Genomic DNA, 21,474 nt, shown 5'->3' with positions numbered 1-21,474 from the left:
AGGGTATGTGATTGATTTATTGCAGTTTAGCTAACAGCACGTCGCGGGTATTTGACCACTCTGACATGATGATTGAATAGACCGCGATGTCTTGGGGTGTGCCGTCCTTGGCGACGGTCTCGCCCCGCAGGATTCCATCCAATTGGGCGCCGAGGTCTGACAAAAGTTGACGGTGCGCGGCGTGATCGGCTGGAGCGCGCATCTGAATGGTGGCGGCTTTTGCAATTTGGAATCCGTAGGTCAGCAGCATGACCATCATTTCTGTAAATTCCGCCGGAGATGCCTTTGCTAGCCAAGTACCGCCAATTTCTAGCCGCTTATGCGCACGGTCAATGTGAGAGAAACCGCTGATGCCTAAAATGCGATCATCGCTTGCTTGGATGGCATATGGCAGCGCAAGACCATCGGCTTGGCGTTCTAGTAGGTATGAAACCTCGCCGGGGATGTCGTGTGCTGGTGGAATGCGGCAGCCCTTGGGCATGTGGTCTTGTGCCTTGGATGCCATGCAAAGCCCGGTCGCATGGGTATGCGATAGGGGCAGTAGCGACACGCGCGTACCACAAAGTAATTTAGGAGCAGGCCACATGGAGAGGCTTTCGGTGGTTAATGAGACTGCCAGCGCCATTTCTGGCGCTGGCGAGCCGGATTTACCCGAAGACCTTGGTCAGTGCAACATCGACGGCATTTGTGATTTGATCGATGTCGTCTGCTGTTGCGATCAATGCAGGGCTAAAGCACAGCGTGTTGTTCCGACCCGGAATGGAGCGGTTGGTCACGCCGATGATCACACCCTGCGCAGCACATTCAGCGACAACTTTTTGCGCGTCTGCTTCTGCCACAGGTTCTTTGGTCTCGCGATCCGCGACCAGTTCACAGCCTTGGAACAGGCCTTTGCCGCGCACATCACCGATGACGCTGTGCTTTTCCATGAGTGCATGTAGGTTTGCGTTCATGCGCGCACCCATTTCTTTGCAGTTCTCTAGGAGGCTTTCATCTTCGATGATCTGCATGTTTGCCAGAGCCGCTGCTGGACCCGCAGTGCAACCACCAAAGGTAGAAATGTCGCGGAAGTAGCTCATTGGATCGGAAGCGTCGTCTTTGAAATGGTCAAAGACTTCTTCTGTGGTGACAAGGCACGCGATGGCTGCATAGCCAGACGCCACACCTTTTGCCATTGTGACGAAGTCAGGTTTGATACCGTAGTGCTGGTAACCGAACCATTCGCCGGTCCGACCAACGCCACAAACGACTTCGTCGATATGCAGAAGGATGTCGTACTTTTCGCAAATTTCTGCGACGCGTGGCCAGTAGCCTTCTGGTGCTTCGATGACGCCACCACCTGCGGTGATTGGCTCAAAGCAAAGCGCACCAACAGTTTCTGGGCCTTCTTTCAGAATAACGTCTTCGATCAGGTTCGCTGCTGCGATACCGAAGTCTTTGCCCGACAAGTGGCCAAGACCCAGTTCTTCTTTGCGGTATTCCATGCAGTGTGGGAAACGCACGAACCCTGGGGCGAATGGCCCGTATTGTGCGTTGCGCTCATCTTGGCCGCCACATGACATAGAGCCAAGGGTAGAGCCGTGATAGTCACGGTCGCGGTAGAGAATTTTGTGCTTTTTGCCGCCATTTTTTTTATGGGCGATCTGGCGGATCATCTTGAAGGCTTTCTCGTTCGCCTCGGATCCAGAGTTTGTGTAATAAACACGGGTCATGCCCGGCATTTTACTGATGAGCTTTTCCGCGAATTGAGAACCCGGGATAGAGCCCGCAGTTTGTGCGAAGTAGCAAAGTTTCATCAGTTGGTCGCGCACCGCATCTGCGATGGCTGCGCGGCCGTAGCCGACATTAACAGTCCAGACGCCTCCGGAAACGGCATCAAGAAATTCTTTGCCGTTCTGATCCCAGACGCGCATGCCTTTACCTTCGACAATGATACGCGGATCGCTTGTCTCAAAGGGCTTATGTTGGACTAAGTGGTGCCAAACATTGGCTTTATCGGCGGCGATGACCTTTGATAGGTCATTGTCAGTATAGGAACCATCCATGGTGGATCACCTTATTTGCAGCGCTTCATGCGCGGAACAGAAATGAGACCAGAGTCGCTGGCCAGTTGATAGGTCTATCCTCGCCGCAAAATAAGGTGATTAAATAGGGCCAGTGCATTTTGAAATTAAGTCCAGAATCCTGAAGTGTGATGAGGTTTGAGTGGAGAGGTAAATGCTATTTCATTGAAAAATAATGAAAAAATGAAAACTCGGCGCTGTTGCGCGTGATTTCATTTGGAGCGCACGTGCACGGTTTGGTGAAAAAATATTGACCGCCAGGCCCTTTTTCCGTGCGGATCATAGTTGTCCGAGCAAACTGACCGGATGAACGGCAAGACAGCAAAATTAAAAGACTGCGCAGCCAATATTGCCGTTTTTTAAAGACGGGGCCCTTACACGGGAGCTAATTGAAGATGAAGCTTAAGGCACATTTTGTCGGCTTCTTGCACGCGCCCGGGCCATATGTGGTGACACGTCGTTTACCTATACGGCGGAGGCTTCGGACGGCAGCAGGGATGACGCAATCGTTTCTTTCCGCGTTCATCGTGCAGGCGAAAGCGCCGAAGGAATCGCAGTAGAGCCAGGTGATGGCTTTGCTAAGAACGACACTGCTCTTGTCGCCGCATGGCGTTCGAAATTGCTGCGTCCAAGTTCCAGAACACCGATATCGTGATTATGGGGATTATCCTGATACGCTATGCCGAGCGGACTTTGGTGCCTTGGAAAGGCAAAGGTTAATTCCTTTACACCGACAAAGCGAAAGGGCGGTCTTAGGGCCGCCCTTTTTCGTTGATCACTTTGTTAGGATCAATTTACCGGCGCGGGTGATGCGTAGGGTGTAGATTTGGTCGTTTAGCACGATCCGGGCCAAGCCATTTTGGCCAGTCATTGCATTGGCATCGTGAATTGGGGTGTCTGAGAAAAGATCGGAAATAGGGGTTTGCATATTCATGAGTCGTGTCCTCTCGCTGTAGATATATAATATCTGACTATTTTTGTCGGAAGAGTCAATTGTTGATTTATTTAGTCGGGTACTTGGGCGGATTTGTGAAAAGCTGTTGATTTGTTACACGTTGAATCCAAACCACTGGAACGCTGATTTAATTCAGCATATGCCATGCAAGTTAGCGCCAACATTAATAGACGTCGGAGGTCCATCATGGCTGGAAAATACCTTGTTGCTGATATTGGTGGCACAAATACCCGGGTGGGGTTGGCGGATGATACTGGCTTGATTGAGGCAACGACACGCCGATACCAGAATGCCGAGAATGCCAGCTTTGAAACAGTTCTAGAGGCCTATTTGCAAGACGCTCAGCCGGGTGAGTTGGCTGGCGCTTGTGCTGGCGCGGCTGGTCCCGTGCAACAGGGGGTTGCGCAAATGACCAACCTTGATTGGCACATTGACTACAACGTTTTGCAGAAAATGACCGGCGCAAAAGTCACGGATGTGATCAACGACCTGCCAGCGCAAGGTCTGGCACTGGATGATCTGACCGAAGCGTCGACGCGCGTTTTAAAAGAGGGCACAGCATCAGATGGCCCACGTTTGGTTGTTGGTTTAGGCACCGGTATGAATATCGTCCCTGTCCACCGGGTCGGGGGTGAATTGGTCGCGCCATCATGTGAAGGCGGACACGCAAGTTTGCCATATCGTGCGGATCAGGCAGCCTTGTGCGACTGGCTAAAGCAGGAATGTGGATACCCGTCAATTGAGGTCGCGCTGGCGGGACAAGGTATTGAAAATTTGTACAGATTCCATAATGGCACGGCGTTGTCTGCTGCCAAGATTATGGCGGAATTTGATGCGAAAGAGCCTGCAGCCCGTGCCGCAATGGCGGATTACATGGCGTTGCTGGGCGCCGTTATTGGGGACTACGCGCTATCCCATCTTCCCTTTGGTGGGATCTACCTGACGGGGGGTGTTTCACGTGCGATTGCGCCACATATGTCCGCGTTGGGATTTGAAGCGGCAATGGCGGATAAGGGCGGGTTCTCTGAGCTGGCTGGTTCTTTTCCTGTTATTTTGATCGAAGACGACTTCGCCGCTTTGAAAGGCTGCGCGCGTCACTTGCGCCAGCTGACCGCGCGCGCGGTTTAGCTCTCAAGTAATTCAATCTAAGGGTGTAAGAATTGCTTTTGCTGCTTTAGAAGCGCAAGTTGGTCTTAATTTATTAGGCTAACCGAGGTGGTTACGGCTATTTTCCGGAACCGGAGTAAGAAGCACATGAACCTAGATTGGACACCTTTACGGGTGGAGCTTGATCGGTGGCGACGCAAAGGGATGCAGTATCCCATTTGGTGGCGCGATGATGATGCGACCCGTCCAACCGAAGCGTTGGATGAGCTGGCCGTGTTGTCCGATTCCGTTGGTGTCCCGGTGCATTTGGCCGTCATTCCGCGCGATGCCACGATGGGTTTAGCCGAATATGTGCGTGACAGATCGAATTTACGTCCTGTCGTTCATGGTTGGTCACATACAAATCATCAGCCTGCTGAAAAGACGCGTGGTGAATTCGGAGAGAACCGGCCAATTCACATTCGGTGCGAAGAAGCAGGCGAAGGATTGCGTCGCCTGACAGAGATGTTTGGCGACTCTATGACACCGATGTTTGTGCCGCCTTGGAACCGTATTCCCGTAAGCTTCCTGCCTGAATTGGCGCAGCTTGGGTATAAATCAGTCTCGACATGCCATCCGCGCGAGAACGTTGAGGCGGCCGAAGGCTTGCTGCAGATCAACACGCATATTGATCCGCTGTATTGGCGGCCATCGCGCGGGTTGTCTGCGCCACAGTTGATTATCGAAAAGACAGAGCGACTGTTGAAAAAACGCAGGCAAGGGAAGTTGGACAATACCGAGCCATTTGGCCTGCTGACACATCATTTGGCGCATACGCCGGATGTTTGGGAATTTTGCCGACAATTCTGGCTAGAGCTGACCGAAGGGCCGTTTGAGATTTTTGAACACCCTTAATCGCCGGGTTATTGAGCGCATTCAGTCTTGCCATGGGAGTGCCGCGTTCTTAACAGTAACGCATGGCGCAAACGACCAAAATTACGATTTCTGATCAGATCATGCAGGCATTGACCGAGCAGATTGTGCGCGGTGATTTGGTGCCGGATGAAAAGCTGCGCCAGGATCATATCGCGAAAACCTTTGAAACCAGCCATGTGCCTGTTCGTGAGGCATTGCTTCGCCTGGAAGCACGTGGATTGGCGGTTAGCCTGCCGCGCCGTGGTGTGCGAGTTGCGCCCTTTGATCCGGCAGATATGCAAGAGGTGCGTGAGATGCGGTTGGCGTTAGAGCCTGTTGCTTTGCGACATTCCGTGATGCGATTGACGCCCGAGCAACGTGCCAAAGCTGAAGACGCGCGTGTGGCCTGTGACACAGCGAAAGACATCGTAACGTGGGAACGTGAAAACCGGCGGTTTCATCTGGCGATCTTAGCCGCCTGTGGCATGCCGCGCTTGCTGGCAGAGGTGGTTGATTTACAGCTGCTGAGCGCACGACATTTGTTGGCGACCTATTCCAAGAATTGGGTAGAACGGACAGACCGGGATCATCGGGCGATTATGCTGGCGATCCATAAGCGGGATGTCGATGCGGCTGTTTCGGTTTTACAACGGCACTTAACGCGGCTGGCCTAGGCCTTTTGGGCGATGACCCATACGGGGTCATATGACAGCGGCAAGCCTTGCGGAGTGCCAAAGCGGTCTCTGTAACTTGTTTCGAAGGCTTTTAAGTCTTTCGCTGACCACTTTTGCGATGCTGCGCCGTTGACGCCTGTGTCCCGCAAATGGCGCAGTAAAGCGATGGCATTGGGGAACCATTCCACTCGCCGTGCTTGGGACAGGTGTTTGATCTTCATTGTTTTGGGCAAGATGGCGCGCCAATCTTCGGCGTCGCAATAGCTCGGAGCTGCCGCGTTGGAGCCTAGGCTGCGCAGCTCGTGGAACTGAGCGGTGCCAAAGCTGGACAGGGCGAGCCAGCCACCGGTGCGTAGATGGTTGGAAAGCTGACTGATTGTCGTTGGTAGGTCGTCGAGCCATTGGACGGTGCTTGCAGAACAGATCAGGTCGAGGTCATTTGGTAGCGGAACTTGTTGCACTGGGCCGTCTAAGAAGGTGGCCGTGCTTGGTGCAAAGGCCGCGCATTCAGGAACAAGGTCGTTCAGTCGCAAATTGTTGACGGTGAAGCGGTCTTGTATCGCTTGGGTCAGATGGCCGGTGCCCACGCCGAATTCAAATACGTTGGTTAAGGCGTTTGGAGCGACGGTTGCCAGGCACTCGGCCAAACGATTTGCGATGTCGGCCTGATGCGTTGCGGCGGAATGATAGGTGTCTAAACCGCGACGAAAGCTTTGTTGAACGCGTGTCTGGTTTGGCTGCGTGGGGAGGTCTTTCATTTGATTACCTCGTTCCAGCTGTCCCAATGCGCGAACGGCACATGAGGTGCGTCTAGCTCTTGGATATTCGCGGCCTGCGCAGCCCAAGCGCGACGCAGGTTGGCCGCTGGAAAGATGCGATCTGCGGTGCTGATCCAAATTTTATCGAATTGGGGCGCGGGGGTTGGTCCGCGGGACTTGACGGCGGCAAGCTCTGCTTTGCGGGCGTCGACATCTATGTCTAGGTGCGGTTGGTCCGCATTGTAGCAATGGCCAAGGAATTGCTGAAAGCTATCTGTGGTTAACCCGTCATGGGTTTTGTCAAAGATGATCGGCGGGATGCCTAGCTTGCGGTCGATAGGCGAGGGGCTGCCATTGATCGCGATTTTACGGTGGAACTGCTGCGCGAATTGATCTTGCCAATGGCAAAAAGCGGCGACACCAAAGGAATAGGCGACAGCAGTTCGGTGTTCGTAGTTGCTAAGATCAGGCAGTGGAGCGTTTTCGCGGTAATCGTCCACGAATAGGACATCTTGCTGGCCCGCGAGATGCAGAAAAGGTGCAGTGCCAAGAGCCCAACCGCCGAAGACTACAATCACCTCTGATGCACTCGATTGTTTGAGCCAACGCGCCTGCATTACAATTCCTTAGCCAAGCGCAGCATGGCCGCGCTAATCTGAGATAGGTCATCGGGTGTGCTGATGAACGGCGGCATGGTGTAAATCTTAGTACCAAAGGGGCGCAGGTAAACACCGGTTTCTTTGGCCAGACCGTGGGCTTGATCCGCGCTGACGACATGGTCCATTTCGATCACGGCAATCCCGCCGAGGGTGCGGACTTGGGCAACGTTGGGTAGGTCATTGGCGGGTGCCAGTTCCTCGGCCATTTGGGATTCAATCTGTTGGGTTTGGGCCTGCCAGTTATTCTGGCCCAAAAGCTCTAGCGATGCTTTGGCAGCGGCACAGGCAATTGGGTTGGCCATAAATGTTGGGCCATGCATAAAGATGCCTGGTTTACCGTTGCCGATGCCGTTGGCCACACGATCGTTGGTCATAGTGCAGGCAAAGCTAATGTGGCCGCCCGTTAGGGCTTTGCCGAGGCAGAGAATATCAGGCTCTATATTGGTGAAATCGGTCGCAAAAAGCTTGCCAGTGCGGCCGAAGCCTGTGGCAATCTCATCAAAGATCAGCAAGACGCCGTGTTCGTCGCATAACTGGCGCGCGGCGTTCAAGTATTCCGGATGATAGAAGTACATGCCGCCGGTGCCCTGAACGATGGGTTCAAGGACAAATGCAGCGATGTCTTGATTGGCCTCTAGTGTTTGGCGCAGTTCGGCGAGGCCGTTATGGCTTTCGTCCTCTGGCCAGTCGTCACCCAATTGTACAGGCGGCTTTGGCACGAAGTGCTGGATTGATAGCGCACCTTGAAAGAGATGGTGCATACCGGTGACGGGATCGCAGACGCTCATCGCTTTCCACGTATCGCCATGGTAGCCCGAGCGAATTGTCAGGAACTTGGACCGCTGCGGCTGGCCGATGGAATGCTGATATTGCACAGCCATTTTCATGGCGACCTCAACCGCGACAGACCCGCTGTCGCAATAGAATATCCGCTGCATCGACGTAGGTGTGATGTCGAGAAGGGTGCGCCCAAGGTCGATGGCCGCATCATGTGTTAGGCCGCCAAACATCACATGCGGAAGCTTGTCCACTTGGTCATGAATGGCCTGTGTGATGTATGGATTGCGGTGACCATGCAGCATGCACCACCAGCTGGACATTGCGTCGATCAGCTTTGTGCCGTCGTCTAAAGTTATGTGTACGCCTTCGGCCTCGGACACGCGGAAGGTCGGGCCGGGTTTGGCGACATTGGTGTAGGGATGCCAGAGGTGATGCTGGTCAAATTCAAGCGGGGTCATTGCATAGCCTCGCGAATAGAGGTGACATCGATGTTTTGAAAGGCCGCTGCCAGTGTTGCGCTGGTGATGTTGTCGAGGCGAGGAAGGCGGCCAAGATGCTTCGTATCACCGAATTGGGTAATCGTGTCTTCAACCTCTGGTTCCGGGTCGCCAATAAAGGCGATGCCTGCAACAGGGCACCCCGCCGCTTTTAGGGCGCGCAGTGAAAGCAGGCTGTGATTGATAGTGCCCAGCAGGGTGCGTGCGCAGAGGATCACCGGCAGTTGCCATGTCGCAAAGACATCAATGTAAAGCGTATCGCGGTTCACTGGCACAAGCAGACCACCAGCGCCTTCGATCACAAGTGGGCCTTTGACCGTAGGTGGTGACAGGGCTGTCGGATTGATGATCAGGCCTTCGGCCTCGGCAGAAAGATGCGGCGAGGCGGGCATTTTAAGGCGGATCGCTTCGGGTAGGGTGGGCTGACCCGTCAGGCGCGCAACGATTTCTGTGTCGGTCTCTTCTTCAAGGCCGGCTTGAACGGGCTTCCAATAGGTGGCTTGCAGGGCTTGGGTTAGGCCTGCTGAAAAGATAGTTTTGCCAATGCCCGTATCGGTGCCTGCGACGATAATTTTAGTCATGATGTTGCCTCTAATAGCGGTGCGAGGTCGGTGAACATTTTGGTGATGACTTGTTTGCTGACGTTTCCAGTGATCGAAATGCGCAGACGTGACGTGTTGCGTGGCACCGTTGGGGGGCGAATGCCGCGAATGTCGTAGCCTTTGGATTGCATTGCAGCGGCGCATTCCATGGTTGGGGCATCTTTGCCGATGATGACTGGTATGATCTGCGTCTCGGGATCGGTGAGACCGCAAAGCCGCGCGGCCTCGGTATGTGCGTGGGCAATGGTGTCATGCGCGCGGTGCTGCAAATCGGTGCTCTCTGCGAGGTGGCGCAGGGCGACACGTACAATGGCCGCGTTTAGTGGCGACGGCGCGGTTGCAAAGATAAAACCGCGGGCTTTGTTGATCAGCGTATCGATCAATGCACTGTGCCCGCAGATCAGCGCGCCGGATACGCCAAGGCCTTTGCCGCAGGTGTGTAGTGTGAGCAAGTTGGCGTTGCTTGCAAACGCGTGCGTTAGGCCAAGCCCATTCGCGCCATACACACCGGTCGCGTGGGCTTCGTCAGCCACAAGCACGGCGTCGTATTTATTGGCGAGCACCATGAACTCAGCAACGCGTGCTTTATCACCATCCATGGAATAGACGGTTTCGATGGCCAGCCAGATACGGCCCGTATTGGTGGATTGCCAATCAAGGATCGCCTGTTCCGCAGCTGCCGGATCATTATGAGCAAAGGCCTGCGTTTTAGCGCGACCTAGGCGCATGCCGTCGTGGGCGCTGGCGTGGATCAATGCGTCGTGCAGGATCAGGTCGTCGTGGCCGGGGAGCGTCGCGAATATTGCTGTATTGGCTTGAAACCCGCCACCCATAAACAGCGCGCGTTCTGTGCCGAAAACCTCGGCCGCTTCGGTTTCAAGCAAGCTGTGTTCGTCATCGTTCCCGCGCAACAATCGCGAGCCACCAGCCCCAACAGGCACGCCACGCGCCAAAGCCTCTTGCGCAGCTTGGCGCAAGAGGTCTGATCCGGCGAGGCCGAGATAGTCGTTGGAGGCGAAATCATGCCCCGCGCGGGGCATGAGGCTTCGGTAACGAGATCGCTGCTTTAGCAGATCAAGTGCCCCTTGATGCCGCGGGAAGGCGGTCATTTGGAGCCGTCACACCCCACAGCCATTGCGGTGATGCCCAGTTTTTCAAACAGCTTGGTATCGTGATCTTCTTCGGGGTTGTCTGCGGTTAGCAAGGTGTCACCCACAAAGATTGAGTTCGCGCCGGCAAAGAAGCACATCGCTTGCAACTCGTCAGTCATGTCAGTGCGGCCCGCGGATAGGCGGACGTGCGACTTTGGCATCAGAATACGGGCTAGCGCGATGGTGCGCACAAATTCGATTGGGTCGAGTTTTTCAACGTCAGCCAATGGCGTGTCAGCGATTGGAATCAGCATGTTCACTGGCACTGAATCTGGATGCTCTTTCAATGTGGCCAAAGCAAGCAGCATGTCCACACGGTCCATTTGTTGTTCACCCATGCCAACAATACCACCGGCGCAGACTTTGATGCCTGCTTCGCGGACGCGGTTTAGCGTGTCGATGCGGTCGGCAAAGGTGCGGGTGGTGATGATTTCAGAATAGTAACGCTCTGACGTGTCGATGTTGTGGTTGTAGTAATCCAAGCCACTTTCGCGCAGGCGGAAGATTTGATCGTCTTCCAGCATACCCAATGTCATGCAGGTTTCCATGCCAAGGTCTTTGACGCCTTGCACCATTGCCTCAAGCACATCCATGTCGCGATCTTTTGGCGAGCGCCACGCAGCGCCCATGCAATAACGGGTCGCGCCACCAGCCTTGGCTTTTTTGGCTTCAGAGATCACACGCTCAACTTCGATCAGCTTAGAGGCTGAGAGCTGCGCACCGTTGCGTGCGGATTGAGAGCAATAAGCGCAATCTTCGGCGCAACCGCCGGTTTTGATCGACAACAGCTTGGAGCGCTGTACTTGGTTTGGATCAAAATGTTCGCGGTGTACAGTTTGGGCGCGGAACAGCAGGTCCATAAAGGGCAGGTTGTAGATCGCGTCTGCTTCTTCGCGGGTCCAGTCGGTGCGTAGCGTGGATGGATTGTCTAGCATGGGCTCACTTTATAGATAATTTATTCAACATTTGTCGCTTTGGGTTTTTTTTATCTATTTTAGACTTCCATTCAAGAGAAACTCTTAAAAACCTAACGTTTCTTTTCTAGAAAATTGGTTTTTCTGCACAATCTGGTGGTCTTTGATCGGATTTCGGCCTACCGACGGCCCATGACACAGACCAGCACCAAGACGATTTTCTTAGCATGCCCTCCGGGTCTCGAAGACATATTGCGCGACGAAGCGCAGGGTTTGGGCTGGGCTGATGCCCATTCCGTACCGGGTGGTGTGGAGTTTGAAGGCGATTGGCCCGATGTTTGGCGCGCCAATTTAGAGCTCCGTGGTGCAACCCGTGTTTTGGTTCGCATTGGTAGCTTTCTGGCGTTTCATCCGGCGCAATTGGATAAGCGATCGCGGAAATTTCCGTGGGGAGAAATTCTGCGATCTGACGTGCCGGTTCGCGTGGATGTGGTGAGCAAGCGCTCTAAGATCTATCACGCCGGTGCGGCAAAACAGCGGATCGAACGGGCGATCACCGAAGAGCTGGGAGCTGAGATTTCGGCCGAGGCCGCTGTCAGCATCAAGGTACGGATTGATGACAATACGGTCACGATCAGTGTCGATTCCTCTGGCGAGTCATTACACAAACGCGGCCATAAAGAAGCCGTTGGTAAGGCCCCAATGCGCGAAACCTTGGCGGCGCTGTTTCTGAAGTCCTGCGGCTATGACGGCACGCAGGCGGTTTATGATCCTATGTGTGGATCAGGAACCTTTGTGATCGAAGCCGCAGAAATGGCGTTGGGTTTGCAAGCCGGTCGTTCGCGTGAATTCGCATTTGAGCAATTGGCGACGTTTGATCAAGACGCATTTGAGGCGCTGAAAACGAATGAACTGCAGGCTGCGAATTTGCGCTTCTTTGGATCGGATCGCAACGAAGGCGCGATTGCGAATGCTCAAGCGAATGCGGAACGAGCCGGAGTTGCCGAAGTAACGGCATTTCATAAAGCAGCTATCAGCGACATGACACGCCCTGATTGCGCACCGGGTTTGGTCATAGTGAACCCGCCCTATGGTGCCCGGATCGGGAATAAGAAGCTGTTGTTTGGCCTATACGGTTCGCTTGGACAAAAGCTGAAAGAAGATTTCAAAGGCTGGCGCGTGGGTATCATTACCAGTGACACTGGCTTGGCACGGGCAACCGGGTTGCCGGGTCTGCGAAACGGTCCACCCATTCCGCATGGCGGACTAAAGGTGAAACTGTTTGAAGCAGGCCCGCTCTAGGCTATCAACCTTTAAGCTCGAATTGCTCAATTGTGTGAAACCGGCCTGCGCTGTCTTCGCCTGCGAGGGTTAGGTGATTGATCTCAAACGGTTTGGGTAATGTGTTGACCAACGCAGGTTCTAGCGCTTGCAAAACACGCGCTGCGCGCTTTTTCTCCAGCTTTCCCGTCAGGGTGAGGTGAAAGCGGAAATCTTCCATCACATAGGGATAGCCCCATTTAACTAGATTGGCATCTTGGCGCGCGGATAGATTGGCTTGGCGTCGTTTCGCAAGCTCTGCATCTGACGGCGCGGCGCGGAATTGGTCTAGTGTTTGAACCGCGGCAGCAGCCAAATCCGCCAGTGCTGTGGTGTCACCTTTGGGTACCAATGCAAGGAAGCGTCCCAGTTGAGCCAACTCAAGCCCGTCTAGGGTAACCGGTGCAAGCTCGCGACAGAGGGCTTTTGTGCTGATGGCCAGATCGTGGCTTGTGTAGCCTTCGGTTAGTCGAAACGGCGGTTTAATGGTGCCGTGAAATCCATATTTACGCGGTGTTTCCGTGATCTCTGCGATGTTGTCTTTCAAACCCTGAATGATCGGATGGCGCACAGGCAGGCCGGTTGCAACATCCCAACCCAGCCAAGCTGCGCCAAAATCTGCCAGTGGGCCCGGAGGAGCGGTGTAGTAGATGGCATAGCGTTGAAATTGCATGGGGCCTCGTCAAATTCATGTTCTGAAATGGGGTGTCAGACAGAGGTAACATAGGCATGACATGTGCCGTTAACACCCCCTAAAGATGTTGAGACCAGAATTCCGCTGGTAGGAGTCCAGTCGCGTGCTTGCCTTGCGTTTCAAGGCCGCAATTGGTATGGGCATGCCATCCGTTGGGGTGCTTGCGTGCAAGCTGAGAGGCCATAGCCAACCCATCGAACCTGATCCGGTCAATACCGGCGGAGGGAACGGACCATGGCACAGCGGCTCGACCGCTCATGATCTCCCCCAAAGCCCTAAGACCACAACGACAGAGGACTTGGCGTGGCGAAAGCGGCTCTTACAATTGCGGGATCTGATAGTGGCGGCGGTGCCGGTATTCAGGCGGACCTTAAAACGTTTTCAGCATTGGGTGTCTTTGGCACCAGCGCAATCACGGCTATCACGGCACAAAACACGCAAGACGTAACCGCTGTTGAGCCAATCTCGAACGCGGTTGTCGCAGCCCAGATCAAAGCGGTTTTGGACGACATCGACATCCACGCTGTAAAGATCGGCATGCTTGGCTCGCCAGAATTGATTCAAACCGTCACGGATGCGTTGGCAGACTTTGCGGGGCCTGTTGTATTGGATCCGGTGATGTTGTCGAAATCCGGCGTGGCTTTGTTGCCGGATGATGCGGTTGAGGCCCTCGTTACATTGCTATTGCCACGCGCCACGGTACTGACGCCAAACTTGCCCGAAGCTGCGCGTATCTTGGGCGAAGCGGAAGCAGTTGGCGATGATACCGTATTGGCGCAAGGCCAACGTATTTTGGCGTTGGGTGCAAAAGCGGTTGTGATGAAAGGCGGACATGCCGAAGGCGAGATTTGTCGCGATTGGCTTGTCACCTCCGAAGGCGCAATTCATTTTGAAGCGCCGCGCATCCAAACTCGTAATACACATGGCACTGGCTGCACCATGTCATCCGCGATTGCCGCAGAACTGGCGAAAGGTGCTGATTTGCAAGGTGCCCTAACGCGGGCGCATGCATGGCTGCACGGTGCAATTAAGGCTGCCGATCACATCGACATCGGCCATGGTCACGGGCCAGTGCATCATTTTCACGAGACTTGGACATGAGCCAAACAGTCACCATTCTTGGCGGCGGTGTCGTCGGTTTGACTGTAGCGGCAGAGCTTTCTGGCCGTGGCTGCGATGTGACGGTGATCGACCCGAATGGCAAACCGGGACCACATGGGTGCTCTTGGTGGGCTGGCGGTATGTTGGCCGCGGATTGCGAAGGCGAAGTTGCCGAGGAACTGGTTGTCCGCCTAGGACGCGAGGCTGCCAATTGGTGGCAGGCGCAGGGCGCGGAATTGACCTACAAAGGTTCTGTTGTTGTCGCGCTGGGCCGGGATCGTCAGGAACTGGATCGGTTCGCACGTCGAACAGAAAACCATACATTGCTGGATCAAACAGCACTTGAGGCTTTGGAGCCGCAGCTTGCAGATCGGTTCGCTCGCGCGTTGCACATGCAAGCCGAAGCACATTTGAACCCGCGTGTGACACTACGAGCATTGCGCAAGCGTTTGAAAGCCGATGGCGTGACTTTCGTGAAAGAGGGGCAGGCCGCTGGCCAAGTGATTGATTGTCGTGGCCTCGCCGCGATGGACGATTTGTCAGAACTGCGCGGCGTGAAAGGCGAAATGGTGATTTTACGCGCGCCAGATGTTGAACTGGCCCGGCCTGTGCGCCTGCTGCATCCTCGATTCCCGCTGTATATCGTGCCGCGTGGCGACGGTGTTTTCATGCTGGGCGCAACCCAACTTGAAAGCGGCGAGCGGACCCGCGCAACTGTGCGTTCTGTGATGGAATTGCTGAATGCAGCCTATGCGTTGCATCCCGCCTTTGGCGAGGCTGAACTGTTGGAAATCGGCGTCGATGCGCGCCCTGCGTTTCCAGATAACTTGCCTAGGATCACTGGCAAGAATGGCAAGATTTACGTGAATGGATTGTTCCGGCACGGCTATTTGCTGGCCCCCGCGATGGCGCGGATGGTGGGTCAATTGGTGCTGGATGGCAAAACACCGGAGGTGTGGCATGAAGATCGTAGTTAACGGTGAAAAAATTGACGTAAAGGGCACCACTTTGGCGGCTGTTCTTGAAGAGTTGGGCCATGGTGGGGCCAAAGTCGCAACCGCGGTGAACGAAGATTTCGTACCAGCGGCGCTGCGCGAGACAACTGAATTGGACGCAGGTGATCGGGTAGAGATCGTCGCGCCACGGCAGGGGGGATAACCATGCCAACGTTCTACGGAAAAGAGATCGAGTCGCGCTTGATGCTGGGCACCGCGCAATATCCATCACCTGCGATTTTGGCGGATGCCTTTCGCCAATCCGCTGCAGGGATCGCAACTGTATCCGTCCGCCGCGAAGCTGGATCGGATAAAGCCGGACAAGCGTTCTGGGAGTTGATCAAAGAGCTGGACGTCGCCCTGTTGCCAAACACGGCCGGTTGCCATTCCGTGCGCGAGGCCGTGACTACGGCCCATATGGCCCGCGAATTGTTCGACACGCCTTGGATCAAACTCGAAGTCATCGGCCATGCAGACACGCTGCAGCCAGATGTCTTTGGCCTGGTCGAAGCCGCGCGCATCCTGTCCGAGGATGGGTTTCAAGTTTTCCCATACTGCACAGAGGACTTGGTGCTGTGTGACAAACTGCTTGATGCAGGCTGTCAGGTTCTTATGCCCTGGGGCGCGCCAATTGGCACGGGTCTTGGATTGAACAATGTCTATGGCCTCCGGTCGTTGCGTGCGCATTTCCCGGATGTGCCTTTGGTCGTGGATGCGGGTCTTGGTGTGCCGTCACAAGCCGCGCAAGCGATCGAAATGGGCTATGACTCTGTTTTGCTAAACACCGCAGTTGCTAAGGCCGGCGATCCTGTCGCAATGGCCAAGGGCTTTGCAATGGCTGTAGAGGCCGGCGCCTTGGCCTATCAGGCCGACCCGATGGAGCCACGTGATATGGCCGCCCCATCTACTCCTGTGCTTGGAAAGGCGTTTTTGGAATGAGCTTGCACCCGTTTTATCCCGTTTTTGATGATGTCGAATGGCTGCGCCGCACGCTTCCGCTGGGCGTGAAATTGGTGCAGTTACGGATCAAAGATCAGCCCATGGATGTTGTCCGGGCGCAACTGAAAGAAGGCAAAGCACTGTGTGATGAACATGGTGCCGTACTGGTTGTGAATGACTATTGGCAGCTTGCGATTGAGCTGGGTTGTGATTGGCTGCATTTGGGCCAAGAAGATTTGGATGTCGCAGATGTCGTCGCAATCAAGGCAGCGGGCCTAAAGCTGGGTGTTTCGACCCATGATCGCGAAGAGCTGGATCGCGCTTTGGCATTAAATCCCGACTACATCGCGCTGGGCCCTGTCTATCCAACCATCCTGAAAAAGATGAAGTGGCACCAGCAGGGGCTAGAGAAGCTCACTGAATGGAAAGAGATCATGGGCGATCTGCCTTTGGTCGCGATTGGTGGAATGTCCGTGGAACGGTCGGCTGGTGCGTTTGACGCTGGTGCTGATATTGTGGCCGCGGTAACCGACATCACGTTAAAAGATGATCCAGAAGCGCGCGTTCGCGAGTGGCTAGAGGCCTGCGCATGAGCCGTTATGCCCGCCAAATCGCAGTACCTGTGATGGGTCCAGAAGGACACGCGCGACTTCGGTCAGCGCGGGTTCTGGTGATTGGCGCGGGTGGCTTGGCGGCTCCGGTTTTGCAGTATTTGGTTGGCGCGGGTGTTGGATATATCCGTTTGATCGACCCGGATCGCGTTGAACTTTCCAACCTGCATCGCCAAACGCTGTTTCGCGAAAGCGACGTGGGCGTCGCAAAGGCCGAGGCTGCAGCGCTGCATATGGAGCAGCTCAACGCAGAGACGCATATCGAACAATGGGTCGCCCGGTTTGATCCAAGTAACGCAGCTCAGTTCTGCGCGGGTGTTGATCTGGTCTTGGACTGTGCTGACAGTTTTGCCGCAAGCTATGTCGCAAGCGATCATTGCCTCGGTGCACGCCTGCCTTTGATCAGCGCGTCCGTTGTCGGCACCGAAGGATATTGCGGCGGCTTCTGCGGCGGAAGCCCAAGCCTGCGCGCCGTGTTCCCAGATTTGCCAGATCGCTTAGGTAGCTGCGACGCAGACGGCGTTCTTGGCCCCTCAGTCGGTGTGATCGGCGGCTTGCAGGCGCAGATGGCGATTGCTGTCCTAACGGGCATCGATCCTTCGCCTCTGGGACAACTTGTCAGCTACGATGCAGTGGCCATGCGCTTTGGCGGGTTCCGCTTTGGCAAAGCACCAGAGCCGATGGGCGGCCATCGCTTTATCGCATCAGACAATATTACGAATTCAGATTTCTTGATCGACTTGCGAGCCGCTGACGAAGCTGGCCCAGCATTAGACGGCGCATTGCGCCATGTCGTAACGGATTTCGGAGAAAACGGACCCAAGCCCGAAGGCACACAACGTGCCGTTTTGGCATGCAAGTCAGGCCTTCGGGCGTGGCAAGCCGCTGAGCGATTGGCGCAGGTCTGGGACGGAGACATAGCACTTGTTGCCTTAGGCGATGGGTGAGGGATTAACAGGAGAAAAAGCGTGAAAAAACTACTTATGGCAGCGGCCTTTATGACCGCAACACCGGCATTTGCAGCCGACAAAATGACCGTTCTGCTGGATTGGTTCATCAACCCTGACCACGGTCCAATCATCGTAGCACAAGAAAAGGGCTTCTTTGCTGACCAGGGCCTAGAAGTTGAAATCGTTGCACCGGCAGACCCATCTGACCCGCCAAAGTTGGTAGCAGCTGGTCAAGCTGAACTCGCAGTATCCTATCAGCCACAGCTGCACTTGCAGGTTGCTGAAGGCCTGCCACTTGTGCGCGTTGGTACCTTGGTTGCGACACCGTTGAACTGCTTGTTGGTTTTAAAAGACGGCCCAATCAAAGAAATCGCAGACCTTAAAGGTGGCAAAGTTGGCTTCTCTGTTGCGGGTGTTGAAGAAGCGCTGCTTGGCACCATCCTTAAAACACATGGCCTAACCATGGATGACATCGAGCTGGTGAATGTGAACTGGTCTTTGTCCCCATCTTTGATGTCCGGTCAGGTTGATGCGGTTCTGGGTGCGTACCGGAACTTTGAACTGAATCAGATGGAAATCGAAGGCGTCGAAGGCAAATGCTTCTACATTGAAGAAGAAGGTGTGCCGACATATGACGAGCTGATCTACGTTGCGAACAAAGACAAAATGGATGTCGACAAAACACGTCGCTTCCTGCGCGCAACTGAACTGGCGACACAGTACATCGTGAACCACCCTCAAGAGAGCTGGGAAATCTTCTCTGGCACCTCTGCAGAACTTCAGGACGAGTTGAACGAAAAAGCATGGGCAGACACATTGCCACGTTTCGCTCTGCGCCCAGAAGCACTGGACGAAGGTCGTTATGTCCGTTTCGAGCAATTCCTAGCAGACGCCAAATTGGTAGAGGGCACACGCCCTGTATCTGAACTGGCGATCGACCTGGGCGCTCAATAACGATGCCTTACGGTAATACATTTCCGCTTTGGCGGGCAGCGGCGGGCCAGAACTGGCCCGCCTATGTAGACCATTCCTTTGTGCGAGGCCTCAAAGACGGCTCACTCCCGCGCGAAGCCTTCTTGCACTACCTCGTGCAGGATTATGTATTCCTGATCCATTTCTCTCGCGCTTGGGCGTTGGCTGTGACCAAAGCCGAAACCGTCGAAGAAATGCGCCTATGTGCGGGCACCGTGAATGCGCTGATCAACGAAGAGATCTCGCTGCACGTGAAGACCTGTGCCGAAGCCGGGATTTCCGAAGCAGAGCTTTTTGCCGCCGAAGAACGCCCTGAAAACCTCGCATATACACGCTACGTGTTGGACGCGGGCCATTCCGGTGATTTCCTTGATCTGCTGGCCGCCTTGGCACCCTGTGTCATGGGCTACGGTGAAATCGGCGCACGGCTTTTGGCCGAAGCTGGCGAGACACCGTATGCCGAATGGATCGGCACCTACGGCAGCACAGAATATCAAGATGTCTGCAATGATGTTGGGGCATTGATCGACGCGGCCGTAAAGCGGCGTTTGGGGGATGATCCAGAAGCCAGCCCGCGCTGGGCGCATCTATGCAAGCGCTTTGATATGGCGACAAAGTTAGAAGTCGGCTTTTGGGATATGGGTTTAAAACCATGACCAAAGCTCCGTCACTATATATGCGCGGGCGTGCAGAGATTGACGATGTTTCAATCTTTGAAGGCCTCTCGCTTAACGTTGTGGCGGGGCAGTGGACCTGTTTGCTTGGCTCTAGCGGCGTAGGGAAATCCACGGTGCTCAAGCTGTTTGCGGGTCTAGGCGAACACGTTGATTTCGAGGGCGAGTATGGCGCGTCTGACGGCGCGCTAGAGGGGCGGATCGCCCTAATGGCACAAAGCGATTTGCTTTTGCCGTGGCTGACCGTGTCTGAAAACGTAGCACTTGGTGCAAAGCTGCGCGCTGAAACGCCGGACCCTGCCAAAGTCGCCAAAGTATTAGAGCGTGTCGGCCTTTCAGATAAGGCCGCACGCAAACCTGCCGAGCTTTCGGGCGGGCAAAGGCAGCGTGTCGCTCTTGCGCGAACATTGATGGAGGATCGCCCAGTTGTTCTGCTGGACGAACCGTTTTCAGCACTGGACGCAAAGACGCGTTCACGTATGCAGGAACTCACCGCCGAAGTATTAGACGGTCGTACCGTTTTGCTGGTCACGCATGATCCGGCAGAAGCAGCGCGATTAGGCCATGTCATTCACGTAATGACAGAACATGGAATTGAAGACGTAACGCCGCCAACAGCTGCGGTGCCGCGTTCAGTTGAAGACCCAGAGGCATTGCGCGTCCAAGCAAGCCTTTTAGCAAGATTAAGAGAGGACAACTAATGCGCGCGACAGATCATTTGAAATCCCTAACTGGGGAAAATTGGCTCATTGCCACGAAGCACCCTTTTACCGACGCCCTTGCAGATGGCTCGTTATCTGCGGAAAAGATGGCTGGCTACTTGCAGCAAGATTACTTGTTCGTGGACCAGTTTGTACGGCTCTTGGCGACAGCCATCGCCCACGCCCCGACCTTGGCCGATAGTGTGCCTGCTGCCCAATTCTTGGGTGTCGTTACCGGGCCGGAAAACACGTACTTCCTGCGCAGCTTCGAAGCATTGAACGTATCAGCTCATGCCGAGGCAGAACCAGCAACACGTAACTTCCAAATCCTAATGGAAGAAGCCCGCTTATCTGGCCGCTATGAAATTATGTTGGCTGTCCTTTGTGTCGCTGAATGGGTTTATCTGGATTGGGCCACACCATTTGAAGACAAAGCTGATGACTTACCGTTTTGGCTGGGTGAATGGATCACCTTGCATGCGGGCGAAGGGTTTCAGGGCGTCGTCGAATATCTGCGCGGGCAGCTCGACAAAGTTTGGGAGACACTTGATCAAGTTCAACGCGATATGGTCGAGGATTTCTTCCAAGAAGCCACCCGTCGCGAACGCAGCTTCTTTGATGCGGCTTGGGCTGGGTTTCCAGTTGTAAAATGACCGGTTGGCGCGCGGGCATAGCTTCGGCGTTTTTGGGCGTTGCGATTTGGCAGGCGATCGTTTGGATCGGTGACCTGCCCAAATTCATTCTGCCCGGTCCCGGTCTGGTCGTTGAAACGCTTTGGAAGAGCCGTGTCACTATTTTTGATAATGCTCTAATCACGCTTTCCGAGGTCCTAATCGGCTTGTTCTTGGGGGCCGTGCTTGGCGGATTGTCGGCCATTGGTTTGGCGGCGTCCCCAGTGGCACGTGCGCTCGTGCGCCCAATGCTGGTGTTTAGTCAGGCGATCCCGGTCTTTGCCTTGGCTCCTATTCTGACGCTCTGGTTGGGGTACGGGCTGTGGTCCAAAGTCGCGATGGCTTTGATCATCATCTATTTCCCTGTCACCTCATCGTTCTTTGATGCGCTTATGCGGACCAATCAAGATTGGGTGGGCCTCGCGCGGGTCATGGGGGCCTCTGGTCGCCGGATCATGTGGCACATCCGCATTCCTGCGGCTTTGCCGGGCTTTGCGTCTGGCCTACGGCTCGCCGCTGTCTACGCGCCCATTGGGGCCATCATTGGTGAATGGGTGGGGGCCAGCAAAGGGCTTGGCTACTTGATGCTATTGGCCAATGGCCGCGCCAAAATTGACTTGATGTTCGCTAGTTTGATCGTCTTGGCCATCCTGACGATGTGTCTGCATGCCGCAACCGACATGTTCTGCCGAAAGTTTTTGGATCGCGACCAAGCTTAGACCGCCAAACATTATTATCTGCACAAAAAGAAAACCCCGGATCACATGATCCGGGGTTTTCATATTAGTATGT

Annotated in this window: 25 protein-coding genes and 1 riboswitch; of the genes, 15 read left to right on the top strand and 10 right to left on the bottom strand. The window is 54.7% G+C overall.

Translation table 11 applies throughout. The features are described 5' to 3' along the window. Positions 1-16: 16 nt before the first annotated feature. The 3 genes from Q4544_RS12925 to hemP all read right to left on the bottom strand — a co-directional run bounded on the left by Q4544_RS12925 (position 17) and on the right by hemP (position 2,997). Positions 17-625 (bottom strand): GNAT family N-acetyltransferase, encoded by a 609-nt coding sequence (locus Q4544_RS12925; RefSeq protein ID WP_303506888.1) that lies wholly within the window; start codon positions 623-625, stop codon positions 17-19. 22 nt (positions 626-647) lie between these two features. Continuing rightward, positions 648-2,045 carry an aspartate aminotransferase family protein gene (locus tag Q4544_RS12920; protein ID WP_303506886.1) on the bottom strand — a complete coding sequence of 466 codons (1,398 nt, stop codon included), beginning with the start codon at positions 2,043-2,045 and terminating at the stop codon, positions 648-650. A gap of 793 nt (positions 2,046-2,838) precedes the next feature. Then, entirely contained in the window at positions 2,839-2,997 is a 159-nt protein-coding gene (gene hemP, locus Q4544_RS12915; RefSeq protein WP_303506884.1) for a hemin uptake protein HemP, read from the bottom strand. A gap of 207 nt (positions 2,998-3,204) precedes the next feature. On the opposite strand from hemP, the gene Q4544_RS12910 reads away from it, so the two are divergent. The 3 genes from Q4544_RS12910 (at position 3,205) to Q4544_RS12900 (ending at position 5,693) form a co-directional block, all read left to right on the top strand. Continuing rightward, complete coding sequence (locus Q4544_RS12910; protein ID WP_303506882.1) at positions 3,205-4,146, top strand: ROK family protein; 942 nt, start codon at positions 3,205-3,207, stop codon at positions 4,144-4,146. Positions 4,147-4,272: 126 nt separating this feature from the next. Further along, positions 4,273-5,019 carry a polysaccharide deacetylase family protein gene (locus Q4544_RS12905; protein ID WP_303506880.1) on the top strand — a complete coding sequence of 249 codons (747 nt, stop codon included), beginning with the start codon at positions 4,273-4,275 and terminating at the stop codon, positions 5,017-5,019. A 62-nt stretch (positions 5,020-5,081) separates the two neighbouring features. Further along, positions 5,082-5,693 carry a GntR family transcriptional regulator gene (locus Q4544_RS12900; protein ID WP_303506879.1) on the top strand — a complete coding sequence of 204 codons (612 nt, stop codon included), beginning with the start codon at positions 5,082-5,084 and terminating at the stop codon, positions 5,691-5,693. On the opposite strand, the gene Q4544_RS12895 is transcribed toward Q4544_RS12900, so the two are convergent. The 6 genes from Q4544_RS12895 to bioB are packed head-to-tail and all read right to left on the bottom strand — an operon-like array spanning position 5,690 to position 11,075. Beyond that, entirely contained in the window at positions 5,690-6,451 is a 762-nt protein-coding gene (locus Q4544_RS12895) for a methyltransferase domain-containing protein (protein WP_303506878.1), read from the bottom strand. The two genes, Q4544_RS12900 and Q4544_RS12895, sit on opposite strands and share 4 nt — an antisense overlap. Next, positions 6,448-7,068 carry a pimeloyl-ACP methyl esterase BioG family protein gene (locus Q4544_RS12890; RefSeq protein ID WP_303506877.1) on the bottom strand — a complete coding sequence of 207 codons (621 nt, stop codon included), beginning with the start codon at positions 7,066-7,068 and terminating at the stop codon, positions 6,448-6,450. The genes Q4544_RS12895 and Q4544_RS12890 overlap by 4 nt, the downstream gene beginning before the upstream one ends. Beyond that, positions 7,068-8,348, bottom strand: a complete 1,281-nt coding sequence (gene bioA / locus Q4544_RS12885; RefSeq protein WP_303506875.1) for an adenosylmethionine--8-amino-7-oxononanoate transaminase — start codon at positions 8,346-8,348, stop codon at positions 7,068-7,070. The genes Q4544_RS12890 and bioA overlap by 1 nt, the downstream gene beginning before the upstream one ends. Next, entirely contained in the window at positions 8,345-8,968 is a 624-nt protein-coding gene (bioD, locus tag Q4544_RS12880) for a dethiobiotin synthase (protein WP_303506873.1), read from the bottom strand. Before bioD ends, bioA begins: the two co-directional genes overlap by 4 nt. Continuing rightward, on the bottom strand, positions 8,965-10,098 hold the full coding sequence (locus Q4544_RS12875; protein ID WP_303506872.1) for an 8-amino-7-oxononanoate synthase: 1,134 nt from the start codon (positions 10,096-10,098) through the stop codon (positions 8,965-8,967). The genes bioD and Q4544_RS12875 overlap by 4 nt, the downstream gene beginning before the upstream one ends. After that, on the bottom strand, positions 10,095-11,075 hold the full coding sequence (bioB, locus tag Q4544_RS12870; protein ID WP_303506870.1) for a biotin synthase BioB: 981 nt from the start codon (positions 11,073-11,075) through the stop codon (positions 10,095-10,097). Before bioB ends, Q4544_RS12875 begins: the two co-directional genes overlap by 4 nt. A gap of 171 nt (positions 11,076-11,246) precedes the next feature. On the opposite strand from bioB, the gene Q4544_RS12865 reads away from it, so the two are divergent. After that, on the top strand, positions 11,247-12,356 hold the full coding sequence (locus Q4544_RS12865; protein WP_303506869.1) for a class I SAM-dependent RNA methyltransferase: 1,110 nt from the start codon (positions 11,247-11,249) through the stop codon (positions 12,354-12,356). 4 nt (positions 12,357-12,360) lie between these two features. Here the strand turns inward: Q4544_RS12865 and Q4544_RS12860 are convergent, their stop codons facing one another. Further along, complete coding sequence (locus Q4544_RS12860) at positions 12,361-13,047, bottom strand: DUF1045 domain-containing protein (RefSeq protein ID WP_303506867.1); 687 nt, start codon at positions 13,045-13,047, stop codon at positions 12,361-12,363. A gap of 164 nt (positions 13,048-13,211) precedes the next feature. Then, positions 13,212-13,312, top strand: a riboswitch (TPP riboswitch). Positions 13,313-13,371: 59 nt separating this feature from the next. Between Q4544_RS12860 and thiD the strand changes: the two genes are divergently transcribed. The 11 genes from thiD to Q4544_RS12805 are packed head-to-tail and all read left to right on the top strand — an operon-like array spanning position 13,372 to position 21,401. Continuing rightward, positions 13,372-14,169, top strand: coding sequence for a bifunctional hydroxymethylpyrimidine kinase/phosphomethylpyrimidine kinase (gene thiD / locus Q4544_RS12855; protein WP_303506866.1), 798 nt, complete (start codon positions 13,372-13,374; stop codon positions 14,167-14,169). Next, positions 14,166-15,146: an FAD-dependent oxidoreductase gene (locus tag Q4544_RS12850; RefSeq protein WP_303506865.1), complete on the top strand. Its 981-nt coding sequence runs from the start codon at positions 14,166-14,168 to the stop codon at positions 15,144-15,146. Before thiD ends, Q4544_RS12850 begins: the two co-directional genes overlap by 4 nt. After that, positions 15,130-15,327 carry a sulfur carrier protein ThiS gene (gene thiS / locus Q4544_RS12845; RefSeq protein WP_303506864.1) on the top strand — a complete coding sequence of 66 codons (198 nt, stop codon included), beginning with the start codon at positions 15,130-15,132 and terminating at the stop codon, positions 15,325-15,327. The genes Q4544_RS12850 and thiS overlap by 17 nt, the downstream gene beginning before the upstream one ends. Before the next feature lie 2 nt (positions 15,328-15,329). Continuing rightward, the gene (locus Q4544_RS12840; protein ID WP_303506863.1) at positions 15,330-16,103 is read left to right on the top strand and encodes a thiazole synthase; all 774 of its coding nucleotides are present in this window, start codon (positions 15,330-15,332) and stop codon (positions 16,101-16,103) included. After that, the gene (locus Q4544_RS12835; protein ID WP_303506862.1) at positions 16,100-16,696 is read left to right on the top strand and encodes a thiamine phosphate synthase; all 597 of its coding nucleotides are present in this window, start codon (positions 16,100-16,102) and stop codon (positions 16,694-16,696) included. The genes Q4544_RS12840 and Q4544_RS12835 overlap by 4 nt, the downstream gene beginning before the upstream one ends. Further along, positions 16,693-17,661: a HesA/MoeB/ThiF family protein gene (locus Q4544_RS12830; protein ID WP_303506861.1), complete on the top strand. Its 969-nt coding sequence runs from the start codon at positions 16,693-16,695 to the stop codon at positions 17,659-17,661. Before Q4544_RS12835 ends, Q4544_RS12830 begins: the two co-directional genes overlap by 4 nt. Before the next feature lie 36 nt (positions 17,662-17,697). Then, positions 17,698-18,618 carry an ABC transporter substrate-binding protein gene (locus Q4544_RS12825; RefSeq protein WP_407063046.1) on the top strand — a complete coding sequence of 307 codons (921 nt, stop codon included), beginning with the start codon at positions 17,698-17,700 and terminating at the stop codon, positions 18,616-18,618. A 2-nt stretch (positions 18,619-18,620) separates the two neighbouring features. Next, positions 18,621-19,292: a thiaminase II gene (gene tenA, locus Q4544_RS12820; protein ID WP_303506858.1), complete on the top strand. Its 672-nt coding sequence runs from the start codon at positions 18,621-18,623 to the stop codon at positions 19,290-19,292. After that, positions 19,289-20,011 carry an ABC transporter ATP-binding protein gene (locus Q4544_RS12815; RefSeq protein WP_303506857.1) on the top strand — a complete coding sequence of 241 codons (723 nt, stop codon included), beginning with the start codon at positions 19,289-19,291 and terminating at the stop codon, positions 20,009-20,011. The genes tenA and Q4544_RS12815 overlap by 4 nt, the downstream gene beginning before the upstream one ends. Next, a complete protein-coding gene (locus Q4544_RS12810; protein ID WP_303506856.1) occupies positions 20,011-20,664 on the top strand; it encodes a TenA family protein in 654 nt (217 codons plus the stop codon). Before Q4544_RS12815 ends, Q4544_RS12810 begins: the two co-directional genes overlap by 1 nt. Continuing rightward, positions 20,661-21,401 (top strand): ABC transporter permease, encoded by a 741-nt coding sequence (locus Q4544_RS12805; protein ID WP_303506855.1) that lies wholly within the window; start codon positions 20,661-20,663, stop codon positions 21,399-21,401. Before Q4544_RS12810 ends, Q4544_RS12805 begins: the two co-directional genes overlap by 4 nt. Positions 21,402-21,474: the final 73 nt, after the last annotated feature.

Origin of the sequence: Cognatishimia sp. 1_MG-2023 (assembly GCF_030548175.1) — a bacterium.
Classification (GTDB): domain Bacteria; phylum Pseudomonadota; class Alphaproteobacteria; order Rhodobacterales; family Rhodobacteraceae; genus Cognatishimia.
This window is presented reverse-complemented; position numbering and strand designations above follow the sequence as displayed.